Origin of the sequence: Neolewinella litorea (genome assembly GCF_004803465.1) — a bacterium.
Classification (GTDB): Bacteria; Bacteroidota; Bacteroidia; order Chitinophagales; family Saprospiraceae; genus Neolewinella; species Neolewinella litorea.
On record NZ_SRSF01000005.1, the window covers coordinates 152,760 to 167,540 of the forward strand.

Consider the following 14,781-nt stretch of genomic DNA (forward strand, 5'->3'; position numbering starts at 1 on the left):
TATTTTTTAACGATTGTTTCTCCCCGTAAACGGTGCCAGGGTCGCTAGGGTTGAGGGCCTATTCCTCCTCCTCGTCGGCCGGTGGCGTGTTGGCTTCGTTGAATGCCTTGATCGTTTTGTTGAACTCCTCCACCGACAGCGGCTGCTCTACCAGGGTCAGGTCTTCGCGAATGGCGGCCATCACCTTTTTCTCCATGGCGTTGCTGCTCAGTTCCTCGCGCTGCTTCTCGTCCTTGAGCATATTCTGGATGTAGTTGTCCAGGAACTCGTCGTTTAGGAAGGCCGGACGCTGTCCGCCGAGCATCCGCATCAGCGACTCGAGGGCCTCGGCGCGTACGTCCTCGTACTGCAGTTCGATTTCTTTCTGGGCGGCCACCTTGTTGCGGATGAGCATCCAGCGTACGCCGCGCTCGAAGAACTCGAAGTTCGACTCGTCGTCGTCCTTGCTGAGTTTCTTCATGAGTTCAACCGGTACTTCGAAGTCGTTGCCTTCCACGAGGGCGCGCTGGATCTCGAAATTGGCCATCGATACACCCTGGGCGTTGAATCCTTTGGCGTTGTCCTCGGCCAGCCGCTCGCGCAGTTGCTCCTCGTTGGTGATGTTGCCTTCGGGGTCGAACTGGATGAAGAACTCCTCATTCAGTTCGGCGGGTACCAGGCGGCTGATCTTGTTGACCGTGATGGTGAAGGATTTGCCGTTCAGGTCCACGTCCTGCTCCTCCTCGCTGAGTTCCAGCAGGTACTTGCGCACGTGGCTGTCGCTGGCGTTGGCCTCGACCTGGCCGAGGTCGTCGACGTTGATGCTGGCGCCCACGGACTGGCCGATGAGCTGCTCCTTCACCTCGTCCTGAAGGTTGTCGACGTAGAGTTTGGTATCGTTGGTGAGCTCACCGTCCACTTCCTGGATGGTGACGTCGAGGATGTCTTCCTCCTGGATGGGCCCCTCCTCAATGTCCTTGGTCTCACCGCGCTGCTTGCGGAGGTTGTCGACCAGCTCGTCGATGAATTCATCGCTGGTGTCGAGCACGTACTTCGTGAACGACTGCTCGGGCATTTTCAGCTCGAACTCGGGCTCCAGGCCCAGGTCGTACGACAGGCGCAGGTCCTTGATATTGGTGGCGCTGATTTGCTCCACCTCCTCGCTCTCGTCGGGCAGCGGACTGAAGATGAGTTTCAGTTCCTTCTCCTCGATGTAGCCGAAGAGCTCCTCCTGGATGGTGCGGTCGAGCAGGGGGCCGAAGACCTGGTTACCCATGAGCTTGCGCAGGGCCGATAGGGGCGTCTTGCCCCGGCGGAATCCTTTGATGTTGACCCGCTTGCTCTCCTTTTTCAGCTCCTCGTTGAGTTTTTTACTCAATTCTTCCTTGGGGAAAAAGAGTTGGATGCGACCCGTGACCGGCCCGGTCTTTTCGTACGTTACTTCAGCCATTTGCTTATTCTTTAAAAGAAAGGCCTACCGGGGGGTAGGCCGTCAATCGCGCCCGGGGGCGGAATGGTGTGCGGGTGAAAGGACTCGAACCTTCACGCCTTGCGGCACTAGATCCTAAATCTAGCGTGTATACCAATTTCACCACACCCGCAAAAACGACCGCAAAGGTAAGCAGTTGATATTTATTGCGCAATAGGACGCGAAATACCTTCGCTCACCCCTGCAAATGGGGCGGCGGGCGGGGGATGCTCCACGTGAGCCGGCCGGGTCAGCCGGGCATGGAATAGACGAAGCGTTCGTCGACGATCTTGCCGTCGCGCACCTGGTACACGCAGATCTCGTGCGCCTGGTTGCGGGTGCCGTCCTGCTTGGTCACGTCGATGCCCATGCCCACGGTGAAGAAGTTCTGGTAGATCAGCGGATCGGTCACGGGAAGTGCGTGTATTTCCCGGTGCATTTCATCGAAGGCTTCGCTTTTGGCGATGAGGTTGTCAAGGCCGGTCACCGTCCCGTCCGGAACCCCCGGCATTTCGTGGCTTTGGGCATCCCGGGCGAACAGTTCCCGGTAAGCCTGGGTGGATTGGCGGTTGCGACTGAGCTCGACCAGGCGGTCGGCAATTTCTTGGATAGTCATGGGTGGGATTGGTTGATGTGTAGACCACCCAAAATAGGTCCCGGAAGAATTACAAACAAATATTTTAAAGAATAAAATTAAACACAAATATTTTGCTTATCCCCGGCCGGGCCGCAACCTTACCTTTGCCCCATGTCCGAAGCAATTGAAACCTTCTGGTCCACTGCCCGGCGTGCCGTGCGATCCGGCCGCCTCGCCAAGCTTACCCTGAGCAAGCCCCGCCGCAAGGATCCCGCCACCCCGCGCAACCTCTACGCCCGGCCCGTGGAAGTGAAGGGCGAGATGGTCCTGCAGGTCACCCACCGCTACGCCGACCGAGAGGAGGTCAAAAACTACGCCCCGGAGACCGGTCTGGACTACCTAGCCGACCAGCTCGCCGACACTTATTACAACGGCGACCTATTTACTCTCGACGAGCAACTCTCGCTGCTTCAGAGCCGAAAGGGCAACGCCCGCCTGCGCGGCGAACCCGCACGCCACGAAACCACGACGGTCGACCACAACCGCCAGAAGTACCGCGACATTCCCGCCGACCGGCCCTACCTGCACGCGCTCGGGATTACCACCGAAGACGCGCAGGTCACGGCGGCCGGCCGCCGCAAGTACAAGCAGATCAACAAGTTCGTGGAGATCGTCGACAAGCTCGTCCAACAGCACCCCCTCCCCGCCGGGGCCCACATCGTCGATATGGGGTCGGGCAGCGGCTACCTCACCTTTGCCCTCTACGACCACCTGACCCATACCCTGGGCCTCGACGTGCGCGTGACCGGCGTCGAACTGCGACCGCAACTGGTGGAGAAATGCCGCGGGATCGCGGCGGACAATGGCTTTACCCACCTGCAGTTCGTCGAGGGCTACATCGACAGCTACCACCCCGAACGGCTCGACGTGCTCATCGCCCTGCACGCCTGCGATACGGCCACCGACGATGCCCTCTACCAGGGCCTGGCCGCCGGGGCCGAGATCATGATCGTGGCCCCCTGCTGCCAGAAGCAGGTCAGGCGCGATATGGAAGTACCCGATGACCTGCGCCCCCTGCTCGACAGCGGCATCATGCTCGAACGGCAGGCGGCCATGCTCACCGACGGGCTCCGGGCCCTCTATCTGCAGGGGCGGGGCTACGCTACCAAGACCTTTGAGTTCATCCCCCTCGAGCACACCGCCAAGAACGTCATGATCACGGCCGTGAAGTCCGACAAACAGGCGGGCGGCGGCGCGCGGGAGCAATGGGAAACCCTGAAGCAACGCTTCGGGGTCAGGCGCCACTACCTGGAGGAATTGCTGGAAAAGGGCAATACAGCGGCAAGCAGGTAAGGGACAACCAACCGTGGGTTCGCACCCGGATTGTACCTTCGCGCCATGCCCCTCCGCCGCATCCTCTTATGCACCCTGGTCCTGCTGTCGGTATTCCCGGCGGTGGCCCAGCAGTCCACCAACCGCACCGTGAACGTCCGGGCGGAATTGGCGCGCAAGGAGATTATCATCGGCGACCAGATCAACCTCACGGTCAACGTTTCGGCTCCGCCGGGCACCACCGTATACCCTATCTCCGCCACCCTCATCGATGAGCTGCCCGCCGCGGAGGTGATCCGCGACGGCGGACTGCAAACCCTGGCCGAGGCTCCCGAATTGCTGCTCGAGCAGCGCATCCTCATCACCAGTTTCGATACCGGCTACGTGGAGATTCCACGCATGCCCGTCTACTTCGAGACGCCGGCCGGCCGCCGCGATACCGTCTATACCCAAGACCTGCTGCTCACCGTAAGGGGGGCCATCGTATCGGCTGAAGACGACATCCTGCCCATCAAGCCCATCATCGAGGAGCCACGCAACCTGTGGGACTACTGGTGGGTCTTCGCCTTGCTGGGCGTGGTGGGGCTGTACTACGCCGCCACCGCCTACCGCCGCCGGCAGCCTACCGTGGCACCCGCGCCGCCGCCGCCCCCGCCCCCGCACGAACTGGCGCTCGCCGCCCTCGACGAACTGGAGCAAGAAAGACTGTGGCAGCGGGGCTACACCGACCGGTATTACGTCGAGCTCACGCGCATCCTGCGTACCTACCTCGGCGATCGCTTCGGCGTGCCCGCCCTGGAAATGACCACCCGACAGATCGTCGCCGCCCTCGACCGCCGCGAAGGGCTGGATCCGGAACGCGCGGGAGAGTTGAGCGAACTGCTGCAGTTGTCTGACCTGGTCAAATTCGCAAAGGCCACGCCCGCCGAGGAACTCCACCCCCGCAGCCTGGACCGCGTACGGGCCTTCATCCTGTCTACCCGGCCCGTCCCCGAGCCGGAAAGCACGGAGGAAGCCATGGCTTCACCCCCCAAACCGCAGGCGTAATGGGCTGGTGGAACCAATTTACCTTCGTTTATCCCTGGCTGCTGCCCTTCGCGGCGGTGCCGGTACTGCTGTACCTCTGGAATCAGAAGCGGGGCGGGGAACGCCTGGTGAGTTTGCGACTGCCGAGCACGCGCTCGGTCGACGGACTGAGCAGCTGGCGCAGCACCCTGCGGCCCTTTTTGCCCCTGCTGCGGGTGGCCGCCCTGGTGCTGATGATCGTGGCCCTGGCCCGGCCGCGACTGGACCTGAGCGAAGAGTCGGTGACGGCCGAGGGCATCGACATCGTACTGACCATGGACCTCTCCACTAGTATGGGCGCGCAGGACTTCGACCCGAACCGGCTGGAAGTGGCCAAGCAGGTGGCCCGCGACTTCGTGAGCCAACGGGAGTATGACCGCATCGGACTGGTAGCCTACGCCGGCGAAGCCTACACCAAGGCTCCCCTGACGGTGGACAAGGAGATCATCGACCGCTTCATCAGCGAACTGGAGATGGGTGAGATCACCGACGGTACGGCCATCGGACTGGGGCTGGAAACGGCAATCAACCGCCTCAAGGACAGCGAGGCCGCCTCCAAGATTATCATTCTCCTCACCGACGGCGAGAACAACGCCGGCGACCGCCACAAGCCCGAGGTGGCCGCCGAGATCGCCCGTCAGTTCGGTATCCGGGTGTACACCATCGGCGTCGGCAGCGGGGAGGAGACCCTGATGCCTTCGGCCCCCATTGGCGGCGGGCGCTATCGCTTCAAACCCACCCGGGGCACGGTGGACGACGAGCTGCTGGCCTACATTGCCGAGGAGACCAACGGTCGCTACTTCCGGGCCCGCGATACCGAGGAGCTGGAGTCGATTTACGACTACATCGATGAGCTGGAAAAGACCGAAATTGAGACGACGGTCTTCCGGCGCTACGAGGAGCAGTTTGCCCGTTTCCTCTGGTTGGGCTTCGGCCTGCTGTTACTCGAAACCCTGCTGCGGTATACCGTGTTAAGGACGATCCCCTAAGCCTTACGCCATGACCTCAATCCCTCCCTCCTCCTCCGGCGGTCGCAGCGCCGCCGCCCGTCGGCAACTGGCCGCCGTCTACGACCTGATGTACATCGAGGGAAAGCCCGGATACGAGCAGGTGTCCTTCGACGAGCGGATGTTTTCGGCGCTGTCGGATCTCCTGGAGCTCCTGCCCGCGGAGGGGGTTACGGAACTGCTCTTCCGGCTCAGCGAGGGGGTGCCCGCCCAGAAGGTGGCGGAACTGTACAATGTATTGATCTGGTCGGCCGACAGCCGCGGCGCCATCGACGCCGAGGAGATCCAGGAGTGGTTCTACGGCCGGCAGCGCCGTCGCATCGAGATCGCCTGCCAGGTGGACCTGTTCCCCAGCAACAGCATGGACGAAAGCCAGCGGGTGATCAAACTGCTCATGGAGCGCTTTCCCGATCTGCAGCACCTGCTGCGCCCCCTGGCCAAGGAGGTTAAGTCGCAGATCAAGGAGGAAAAGGCCTGGTCCGACTACCGCCGCGAGACCTTCGAAATGCCGAAGGAAATGACGCCGGACATCATGAAGATCATCAAGAACATCAAACTGCGCTAGTGAGACGTCGTCTTCGGGCGGCTTACCTTCGGGCACGGTAATTTATCAATCAACCCCGTTCCATGTTCCGCGTAGAACATCCCGACTATTTCTGGCTGCTCGCCCTGGTTCCCGTGGTGCTGGTGCTCTTCGTCTGGTACTGGCGGCAGCGGCGGGCGGCGCTGGATCGCTTTGCCGACCGGGAATTGATTGCGTTCCTGGCACCAGGCGTGAACCGCCGGTTGCCGTGGACGAAATTCGGACTCGTGGCCCTGAGCCTCCCCCTCCTCGTGCTGGCCCTCGCGAATCCGCAGTGGTCGGCCCAGCGCGAGGAGGTGCAGCGCCGGGGCATCGACCTGATCGTGGCCTTGGACATCAGTAACTCCATGCGGGCCGAGGACGTAAAACCAAGCCGTATGGAGCGGGCGCGGTTCTTCACCAATACGCTCATCGACGAGCTGGCTGGGAATAACATCGGCGTGGAACTGTTCACCTGCACCGCCGTCCTGGCCGCCCCCCTGACGACCGACTACGCCTTCGTGAAGAGCGTGGTCAGCACCGCCGCCCCTTACCAAATTAGCGCGCAGGGTACCAACCTGGCCGAGGCCATCACCACCGCTGAGGCCGCCTTCGATCCGGAGAGCGCCAATCACCGTGCCCTCATCATCGTCTCCGACGGCGAGGATCACGCCGGGGAGGCCGCCGAGGCCGCGGCCCGGGCCCACGATCAGGGCCTGCTGGTCTATACCGTAGGGGTGGGGCAGGCGAGTGGTAGCCTGATGCCCGTGCAACTCAACAACGGCCGCAGCGACTACATCCGGGAATCCGGCGGCGGACCGGCCACCACCAGCGCCGACCTGACCACCCTGAAGGGCATCGCGCAGAGTGGCGGCGGCGCTTACTTCGCTCTCAGCGGTGACAGCGAGAACCTGGCCCAGGCCCTGCGCGCCCAGGTCGACCGCATCGAGAAGCAAGAATTCGAGACCCAGGAGTTCAGCACCTACGACAGCTACTTCTACTGGTTCCTGGCCCCAGCAGTACTCCTTCTCCTACTTGACATGGGCATCGGGCAGTACGCTGCTGCCCCCCGGCGGTAGTACGATGCTGCCTCCCGGCAGCGCCAGTACAACGCTGCCTCCCGGCAGCGCCAGCAAAAGGCTGCCTCCGGCAGCGCTGCATAAAGCTAAAAATGAACTCTCTTACCGCCGCATAGACCGCCGAGTGAGTTGGGCTCCAGATGCAGCAATGCTACTGGCTTTCGATAAAGGTCCCGAGAATCTCCAGAACTATACCTCAATGGAGTTGCTCCCGCGGTAGCCGGTCCAGCGCGGCCGGAGGCCGCAATGTTCTTGCGCGGTCGGAGACCGCCTTGTACTGCCGCGGTCTGAAACCGCTTCCTACTGCCGCGGCCGGAGGCCGCTTTGTACCAGCCGGCGCACCACCCGCCAGTAGTTGGCATGCTCCAGGCGGAGGACGCGCTCGGCGATCTTTTCCGGTGAGTCGTCGGGGTCGAGGCGCACGGCGGCCTGGTAGATGATGTCGCCCTCGTCGTAATTCTCGTTGACGTAGTGTACGGTGATGCCGGTTTCCGACTCGCCCGCCGCCTTGACGGCCTGGTGGACGTGCCGGCCGTACATGCCCTTGCCGCCGTATTGGGGGAGCAGGGCGGGGTGGATGTTGACGATGCGGTCGGGAAAGGCCGCGACGAGGTAACCGGGGATGAGCCAGAGGAAGCCGGCCAGAACGATCAGGTCGACGGCATAGTGCTCCAGGGCGCCGAGGAGTTCGGTGCCGGAAGCCCACTCGCTCCGCTTGACGACCAGACTCGGCAGCCCGCGCTCCGCCGCAACGGTAAGTGCCCCGGCGGTAGCCTTGTTGCTCACCAGCAGGACCACCTCAACGCCATCCTCCGGGTGGGCCTGAAAGCGATCGATCATGACCCGGGCGTTGGATCCGCCGCCGCTGACGAAAATGGCGATGCGTGTGCTCATGGGTGCAAGTACGGAAATCTGAACGGGAGATAAGGGATATGCCTCAAGCCACCGCCCGGATACGGCTGGCCGTGTATACCGCTACGATGCTCATGGCGATGGTGAAGTAGCCGAGCAACTCGTAGTGCTGCAGCTTGCCGTCGGGTCCCTCGGTGATGATGAACCCAGCTACCATGCTGCTGAAGAAGAGGGCCATTTCGTTGACCGACTGCCGAATGCTCATGAACCCGCCGCGGTTCTCGGGGCGCACCACGCTGGTGATCATGGTCGTGGCCGGTACGTTGCGGCCGCTGGCGACCACGAAGAAGGAACTGGTGACAAGTAGCGCGACGGGGATGGAATTGGTGTCGAGATTGGTGAGGGCGTAGATGCTGAAGAGCGCCAGGAACGAGGCGATGGTGAATACCCGCATGCGCCCGTAGCGGTCGGCCAACCGCCCAAAGAGGGGCAACAGCACTACCGTGAGGCCCCCGCCGATGAGGTAGATAAGGCTCACCTGCTTGTCGGCAAAGCCCACGTTGATCTGCATGTAGGGGGCGATGAAGGGAATGATGGTGAAGTGACCCAGCATAAGGGTGAGGGTGAAGAGCAGTGCCGCCCGCTGGTTGGCATTGGAGAAGATGGCCCGGAAGGGCGCGGCGATCTTGCTGCCCACCGAGCGCGGTTGCAGTAACTGGGCTTCCGGGTCGCGGCTCACTTCGCCCAGGGATTCGTCGGGCACGATGGTTTCCTCCACCAGGTGGCCGCGCATGTGCGGTACGAAAAAGAAGGCCACGGTGACGAACAGGGCCGCCAGGGCCGCCGTGGCGTAGAAGGGGGCCTGCCAGCTGTATTCCGCCGCAATCCAGATGCCGGCCGGCACGCCCACGACGGAGGCGGCGCTGAAGGCCGTCATCACCCAGCCCATGGCCGAGGCGCGGCGTTGCAGGGGAATGACGTCGCCCACAATGGCCAGCACCAGGGCGCCCAGGGTGCCGCCGAACAGACCGGTGCCGAAACGCGCCGCCAGCAGAAAGCCGTAGGTAGGGGCAAAGGCGCAGGCGAGCGTGCCGACGGTGAAGCAGGTAAAGAGAAACAGCAAGGCGGTGCGGCGGTCGAAGCGGTCGATCACCACCGTGCTCACCAGGTTGCCGGTAAAGGCCGCCAGGGCGTAGGCCGACACCACCCAGGCGAACTGGCCGGGGGAGATGGCAAAGGCATTCATGATCGTCTTGCCCAGGGGCATGATGATCATGAAGTCGATGATGTGGCAAAACTGGACCGTAGCCAGGATGAGGAGCAACCGTTTCTCGTTGATCATTCGCGGCGGCTTTGGCAAATTTCCACGAGTACGCCGTTGGTGCTTTTGGGGTGGAGAAAGCAGACGAGCTTGTTGTCGGCGCCCTCGGAGGGGAGCTCCTGCAGCAGTTCGAAGCCGTCTTCCCGCAGGCGGTGCATTTCGGCGTGGATATCATCCACTTCGAAGGCGAGGTGGTGGATGCCGGGACCGCGCTTATCGAGGTACTTCTGGATGGGCCCGGTGGCGCCTTCGGGGGCGACGAGTTCGAGTTTTGCCTCGCCCGCTCCGCCGCGGAAGAAACTGGTGGTGACCGACTGTTCCGCCACGGTTTCGCGTTTGTAGGAACCGCGCCCGAGCAGTTTTTTCAGCAGGGCTTCGCTCTCTTCCAGGTTGCTTACGGCGATACCGATGTGCTCTAGTCGCATGTTTTTCGGGGTTATGCAGCAGTAACGCACGGCGGGGGGGAAGGTTAGGGAGGGGTGGATGGGTAGTGGTCCGACCAATAATCCGCGGACCAGCACATGGTAGCCGCCGCCGCAGATCGTAAATCAGCCCCCGGAAACCAAAGCTTAACCCCGCCAAACCTGCGGCCGGCCGTATTTTGCGGGAGCACAACACCGTTGCCATGGCTACTTCCTTCAAACCCTCCGGCTACAACAGCCTTTCCCCCTACCACGTAGTGAAGGGTGCGGACGCCTACATTGACTTCCTGGAGCGGGTGTTCGGGGCGGAACGGCTGCGGCGCTACACCCACGAGGGCCGGGTGGTGCACGCTGAGGTGCGCCTCGACGATACCGTGCTGATGCTCGCCGAGGCAACGGAGCAGTTTCCGCCCAACCGACCGCTGACGCACCTGTATGTTGCCGATGTGGACAAACTTCATCAGCGGGCCGTCGAGGCGGGAGGCACCTCCATCGATGCACCCCGGGAGCGACCGGGCGACCCCGACCGCCGCGGTGCTTTTTCCGACCCGTTCGGGGGAAGCTGGTCGGTGGCTACCCAAGTTCACCCGGCCACCTGATCTTTCCTCAAACACCCTATTGCCATGACGGCCACTGACCAGTCCACTGCCATTCGGGATGCGCTCGGCGACCTGCGCGCCGCCGCCGGCCGCCTCAACCGCCTGCCCGCCGAAAAGCTCAACACCTGCCTCCTGCGGCTGGCCGATCTGACCGAAGCCCATACGGAGGAGCTGCTGGGCGCCAATGCGCGGGACCTGGCCCGTATGGATCCCGCCAACCCCAAATACGACCGGCTGCTGCTGAACGAAGACCGATTGCTGGCAATCGCCCAAGATTTGCGCCGGGTAGCGGAATTGCCCTCCCCCCTGGGCCGGATGCTGGAGGAGCGGACGCTGGCCAACGGATTGCAGTTGAGTCGGGTGAGTGTACCCATCGGTGTAGTGGGCATCGTGTTTGAGTCGCGGCCCAACGTGACCTTCGATGTATTCGCGCTGAACCTGAAGGCCGGCAACGCCACCGTGCTCAAGGGCAGCCGCGATGCCGCCGACAGCAACCGGGCCATCATGCACCTCATCGAACGGGCGTTGGCGGACACCGGTCTGCCCCCAGCCTGCTTCCTGGCCCCGGCCGACCGGGAGGCGCTGCAGCCTATTCTGACCGCCGACGGACTGGTGGACGTCATCATTCCCCGCGGCAGCCAGGGACTCATCGACCACGTGCGGGCCAACGCCACCGTGCCCGTGATTGAAACCGGGGCGGGAATCTGCCACGCCTACGTAGACGCCACGGCCAACCTTGACTGGGCCCGGAAGATCATCACCAACGCCAAGGCGCGGCGCGTGAGCGTGTGTAACGCTTTGGACTGCCTGCTCGTGCACCAGCAGCAACTGGATCGGCTGCCTGATCTATTGGAAATTTTGGGCCGCGAGCACCGGTGTGAGGTATACGCGGATGCGGAAGCTTACCCTGCGCTGGAGGGGCGTTATCCCGCAGCCCTGCTCAAGCACGCCAATGAGGATTCCTTCGGTACGGAGTTTCTGCGGATGGCGCTTTCGGTAAAGACGGTGCCCGGCATAGATGAGGCGATCGAGCACGTGGAGCACTACGGCAGTCGGCACAGCGAGACCATCATCAGCGAAGACGAAGTGAATCAGGAACGGTACCTGCGCGAGGTGGACTCCGCGGTGGTGTACGTGAACAGCAGCACTGCCTTCACGGATGGCGGGCAGTTCGAGCTCGGGGCGGAGATCGGGATCAGTACCCAAAAGTTGCACGCCCGGGGGCCGATGGGCCTGGAAGCCCTCACGAGCTATAAATGGTTGGTGCGGGGGAATGGGCAGTTGCGGTAGATTAGTAACGATTTACGATTTCGGACCTACCCGTTAATCTGGCACTCCTACCGTTCCGGGCGAGGGTTATTCCGGCAGCCGGCTTCCTCACCGGCGGTGTAAATTGCGGCCGTATGGCTTCCCGTTCCCTTTCCCGCCTGAGCCTGTCGACCACTGCGCTGGACCTGCGGCTGGCGGTGCTGCTGCTGTTGCTCATCGTTGCGATCGGTACGGGGGGACTGATGCTGATCGAGGGCTACACCGTGCTGGAGGCCTTCTACATGTCGGTGATCACCATCTCAACGGTGGGTTTCGGTGAGGTGCGGCCGTTGTCGGACGGCGGCCGGGTATTCGTATCCGCGCTGGTGGTCGTCAACATTGGCGTGGTGGGCTACGTGTTGGCCGCCTTTTCTTACTACGTTTTTGACGGAAGACTATTTGAGACCATGCAGTACAACCGGGTTCAGTCGAAGATTGGCAAATTGAAGGGCCACACCATCGTTTGTGGCTACGGAAAGTACGGTCAGGAGATCGTCAGCCACCTGCAACTGCACGACCATCCGTACGTCATCATCGAGCAGGACGAGGAGAAACTTCAGTCCTTACTGGAGGACGACAACGATGCCCTATACGTCATCGACGACGCCACCCACGACGATACCCTTTTCGCGGCCGGCATTGAGCGGGCTAATGCCCTGATCACGGCGCTGAACGACGACAGCGATAATCTCTTCATCGTGTTGTCCGCCAAGGACCTCAACCCGCGCCTGCGCATCGTGAGCCGCGCCAAGGAAGTCAGGGGGCGCCAGAAGATGATGAAGGCTGGGGCCACGCACGTGATCATGCCGGAACAGATCGGCGGCTTCTACATGGCCACCCTTATTTCCAAGCCCGGGGCCATTGAGTTCTTTAGCTTCATCACCAACGAGTTGTCGGCCGACATCGGCTTCGAGGAGCTCCGCTACGACCAGTTACCCGAACGCTACCGCGGCAAGCCGATCGCCGACCTGCACCTGCGGGCCAATACGGGTGTAAACATCATCGGTCATCGGATGGGCGGCGGGAAATACTCGGTCAACCCCGGGCCGGAGACCATTCTGGAGCCCAACGCCAGTTTTATCGTAGTCGGCAATCCGCAGCAGATCGGGGCCCTGCGCAAGCTTTGCGGACTGGGCTAGGCGTCGGCGGTGGTCTTCGGAATACTATCTTGCCGGCCCCATGGACGTTGATGCCCTCTTTGCCGATCTACAGTCGGCCCGCCACCGGCGGGCCCTGGGCCGGGCCATCACCCTGGTAGAGAGCAACCGCACGGAGGACCAGGCCGCCGCCGCCCGGCTCATCGCCCTGGCGGAGCGGCACCCGCCGGCGCGTCCCACCTTCCGGGTGGGCGTCAGCGGGACGCCCGGGGTGGGTAAGTCGACCTTCATCGAGGCCTTCGGTCTGGAACTGGTGCGCCGCGGCCACCGTCTGGCGGTACTGGCCATCGATCCCACCAGCAGCCTGAGCGGTGGCAGCATCCTGGGCGACAAGACCCGTATGGAACTGCTGACGCGGGAGGAGGCGGTGTACATCCGCCCTAGCCCGAACGCCGGAGAACTCGGTGGCGTAGGGCCGGCCAGCCGCGCCGCCGTCCTGCTGTGCGAGGCCGCGGGGTACGACTACCTGATCGTGGAAACCGTAGGGGTGGGACAGGCGGAGTGGCAGGTACACGCAATGACCGACGCCTTCCTGCTGCTGGCCCAGCCCGCCGCAGGCGACGACCTGCAGGGGATCAAGCGGGGCATCCTCGAGCTGGCCGACCACCTCGTTGTAAACAAAGCCGATGCCCTGCCGAAGGAGGCGCGCCTGGCCGCTGCCGAACTGCGCCGGGGGCTCCATTTGGCTCCCGCCCGTCCCGACGGCTGGACGGTAGAGGTCGCCACCGCCAGTGCACTGACCGGGCAGGGGATTCCGGAAGTGGCCAACCGCCTGGAAACCTACCGGGAGCGGCTGTCCGCGGCCATCGCCCGGCGCCGCCAGGAGCAGCGAACCGAATGGTTGCGGGAGCAACTTCGTCGCGAACTGCTCCGCCGGCTGGACGTTTACCTGAAATCGCGCGGCTGGGAAAACGACGAATTGCGTACCCATCTCGACGAATACCTCACCATTCCCGCCGCCGCTGATGTTATACTGGCGGACTTTCTAAAATCGAATAGACCATGAGATCATTTACCACCCTCGCCCTGATCGTGGGTATTTTGGGCATCCTGCTTATCGGAGGATGCACGAGTTACAACGGATTCGTGAACGCCGAAGAAGATGTCGAGCGGGTATGGTCCGACGTGGAGACCCAGTACCAGCGTCGCTCGGACCTGATCCCGAACCTGGTCAATACGGTCAAGGGGGCCGCGGAGTTTGAGCGGGGTACGCTGGAGGCCGTCACCGAGGCCCGCGCCAAGGCGACTTCCATCAACATCGACGCCGACAACCTCACGCCCGAAATGCTGGAGCAGTTCCAGGCCGCTCAGGCCCAGATCTCTTCCGGATTGGGTCGCCTGCTGGCTACCGCCGAAGCTTACCCCCAATTGCAGTCGAACCAGCAATTCCAGGCGCTGCAGGACGAACTGGCCGGTACGGAGAACCGCATCGCCGTAGCCCGTAGCCGCTTCAACGAGGAGGCTACCGAATACAACAAACAGATCCGCCGCTTCCCCGGTGCCCTCTTCGCGAGCGTATTCGGGTTTGATGAAAAGCCCCAGTTCCAGGCCGAAGCCGGTGCCCAAAACGCCCCGACGGTAGAGTTTTAATGGTCAGGTTTTTCACCAAAGAGGAAGAAGCCCGCATCGTGGGGGCCATCCGGGAGGCTGAACTGGCCACCTCGGGCGAAATCCGCGTACACGTGGAGGTCGGTGCCCGCAAGCCCGCCCTGGACGTGGCCAAGCGCCTCTTCCACGAACTCGGTATGGATCAGACCCAGGACCGCAATGGTGTTCTCATCCTGCTGGCCGTTGACCGGCGCGAGTTCGCTATCCTGGGCGACGAGGGGATCAATAAGGTGGTACCCAAGGATTTCTGGGACGAAGAGCGCGACCTGATGCAACAGCACTTCCGCCGCGGCGACTTCGCCACCGGTATTGAACTGGTCGTGCAGCAGATTGGCCGTAACCTCAAGCAGTTCTTCCCCTACCAGACCGACGACGTGAACGAATTGCCCGACGAAATCAGCTACAACTAGATCCTGCGTACTCCTCCCCTTCGGGGGAGTACACA

General features: G+C 62.6%; 16 protein-coding genes and 1 tRNA gene. 11 read left to right on the forward strand and 6 right to left on the reverse strand.

Annotated features, from left to right (window positions below; genetic code table 11):
• Nucleotides 1-58: 58 nt before the first annotated feature.
• The 3 genes from E4021_RS12895 to E4021_RS12905 form a co-directional block, all read right to left on the reverse strand.
• Nucleotides 59-1,429 carry a trigger factor gene (locus E4021_RS12895; protein ID WP_136459774.1) on the reverse strand — a complete coding sequence of 457 codons (1,371 nt, stop codon included), beginning with the start codon at nucleotides 1,427-1,429 and terminating at the stop codon, nucleotides 59-61.
• A gap of 69 nt (nucleotides 1,430-1,498) precedes the next feature.
• Nucleotides 1,499-1,580: transfer RNA gene (locus E4021_RS12900), tRNA-Leu, on the reverse strand.
• 117 nt (nucleotides 1,581-1,697) lie between these two features.
• The gene (locus E4021_RS12905) at nucleotides 1,698-2,063 is read right to left on the reverse strand and encodes a SnoaL-like domain-containing protein (RefSeq protein WP_136459775.1); all 366 of its coding nucleotides are present in this window, start codon (nucleotides 2,061-2,063) and stop codon (nucleotides 1,698-1,700) included.
• Nucleotides 2,064-2,195: 132 nt separating this feature from the next.
• On the opposite strand from E4021_RS12905, the gene E4021_RS12910 reads away from it, so the two are divergent.
• The 5 genes from E4021_RS12910 (at nucleotide 2,196) to E4021_RS12930 (ending at nucleotide 7,069) form a co-directional block, all read left to right on the forward strand.
• Nucleotides 2,196-3,377: a class I SAM-dependent methyltransferase gene (locus tag E4021_RS12910; protein WP_136459776.1), complete on the forward strand. Its 1,182-nt coding sequence runs from the start codon at nucleotides 2,196-2,198 to the stop codon at nucleotides 3,375-3,377.
• A 45-nt stretch (nucleotides 3,378-3,422) separates the two neighbouring features.
• Nucleotides 3,423-4,403 (forward strand): hypothetical protein, encoded by a 981-nt coding sequence (locus E4021_RS12915; protein ID WP_136459777.1) that lies wholly within the window; start codon nucleotides 3,423-3,425, stop codon nucleotides 4,401-4,403.
• Nucleotides 4,403-5,410 carry a vWA domain-containing protein gene (locus tag E4021_RS12920; RefSeq protein WP_136459778.1) on the forward strand — a complete coding sequence of 336 codons (1,008 nt, stop codon included), beginning with the start codon at nucleotides 4,403-4,405 and terminating at the stop codon, nucleotides 5,408-5,410. The genes E4021_RS12915 and E4021_RS12920 overlap by 1 nt, the downstream gene beginning before the upstream one ends.
• Before the next feature lie 10 nt (nucleotides 5,411-5,420).
• Nucleotides 5,421-5,993, forward strand: coding sequence for a hypothetical protein (locus E4021_RS12925; RefSeq protein ID WP_136459779.1), 573 nt, complete (start codon nucleotides 5,421-5,423; stop codon nucleotides 5,991-5,993).
• 62 nt (nucleotides 5,994-6,055) lie between these two features.
• Nucleotides 6,056-7,069: a VWA domain-containing protein gene (locus tag E4021_RS12930; RefSeq protein ID WP_136459780.1), complete on the forward strand. Its 1,014-nt coding sequence runs from the start codon at nucleotides 6,056-6,058 to the stop codon at nucleotides 7,067-7,069.
• A gap of 300 nt (nucleotides 7,070-7,369) precedes the next feature.
• Here the strand turns inward: E4021_RS12930 and purN are convergent, their stop codons facing one another.
• From purN to mce, 3 genes are read right to left on the reverse strand one after another with little or no spacing between them, the layout of a single operon-like run.
• Nucleotides 7,370-7,963, reverse strand: a complete 594-nt coding sequence (gene purN / locus E4021_RS12935) for a phosphoribosylglycinamide formyltransferase (RefSeq protein WP_136459781.1) — start codon at nucleotides 7,961-7,963, stop codon at nucleotides 7,370-7,372.
• A gap of 43 nt (nucleotides 7,964-8,006) precedes the next feature.
• Complete coding sequence (locus E4021_RS12940; RefSeq protein ID WP_246050296.1) at nucleotides 8,007-9,263, reverse strand: MFS transporter; 1,257 nt, start codon at nucleotides 9,261-9,263, stop codon at nucleotides 8,007-8,009.
• On the reverse strand, nucleotides 9,260-9,667 hold the full coding sequence (gene mce, locus E4021_RS12945) for a methylmalonyl-CoA epimerase (RefSeq protein WP_136459782.1): 408 nt from the start codon (nucleotides 9,665-9,667) through the stop codon (nucleotides 9,260-9,262). Before mce ends, E4021_RS12940 begins: the two co-directional genes overlap by 4 nt.
• 200 nt (nucleotides 9,668-9,867) lie before the next feature.
• On the opposite strand from mce, the gene E4021_RS12950 reads away from it, so the two are divergent.
• The 6 genes from E4021_RS12950 (at nucleotide 9,868) to E4021_RS12975 (ending at nucleotide 14,746) form a co-directional block, all read left to right on the forward strand.
• Entirely contained in the window at nucleotides 9,868-10,263 is a 396-nt protein-coding gene (locus E4021_RS12950) for a VOC family protein (protein WP_136459783.1), read from the forward strand.
• A gap of 24 nt (nucleotides 10,264-10,287) precedes the next feature.
• Nucleotides 10,288-11,553: a glutamate-5-semialdehyde dehydrogenase gene (locus E4021_RS12955; RefSeq protein WP_136459784.1), complete on the forward strand. Its 1,266-nt coding sequence runs from the start codon at nucleotides 10,288-10,290 to the stop codon at nucleotides 11,551-11,553.
• Nucleotides 11,554-11,666: 113 nt separating this feature from the next.
• The gene (locus E4021_RS12960) at nucleotides 11,667-12,710 is read left to right on the forward strand and encodes a potassium channel family protein (RefSeq protein WP_136459785.1); all 1,044 of its coding nucleotides are present in this window, start codon (nucleotides 11,667-11,669) and stop codon (nucleotides 12,708-12,710) included.
• 40 nt (nucleotides 12,711-12,750) lie between these two features.
• Nucleotides 12,751-13,734 (forward strand): methylmalonyl Co-A mutase-associated GTPase MeaB, encoded by a 984-nt coding sequence (gene meaB / locus E4021_RS12965; protein WP_136459786.1) that lies wholly within the window; start codon nucleotides 12,751-12,753, stop codon nucleotides 13,732-13,734.
• The gene (locus E4021_RS12970) at nucleotides 13,731-14,318 is read left to right on the forward strand and encodes a LemA family protein (RefSeq protein ID WP_136459787.1); all 588 of its coding nucleotides are present in this window, start codon (nucleotides 13,731-13,733) and stop codon (nucleotides 14,316-14,318) included. Before meaB ends, E4021_RS12970 begins: the two co-directional genes overlap by 4 nt.
• On the forward strand, nucleotides 14,318-14,746 hold the full coding sequence (locus tag E4021_RS12975; RefSeq protein ID WP_136459788.1) for a TPM domain-containing protein: 429 nt from the start codon (nucleotides 14,318-14,320) through the stop codon (nucleotides 14,744-14,746). The genes E4021_RS12970 and E4021_RS12975 overlap by 1 nt, the downstream gene beginning before the upstream one ends.
• Nucleotides 14,747-14,781 lie beyond the last annotated feature (35 nt).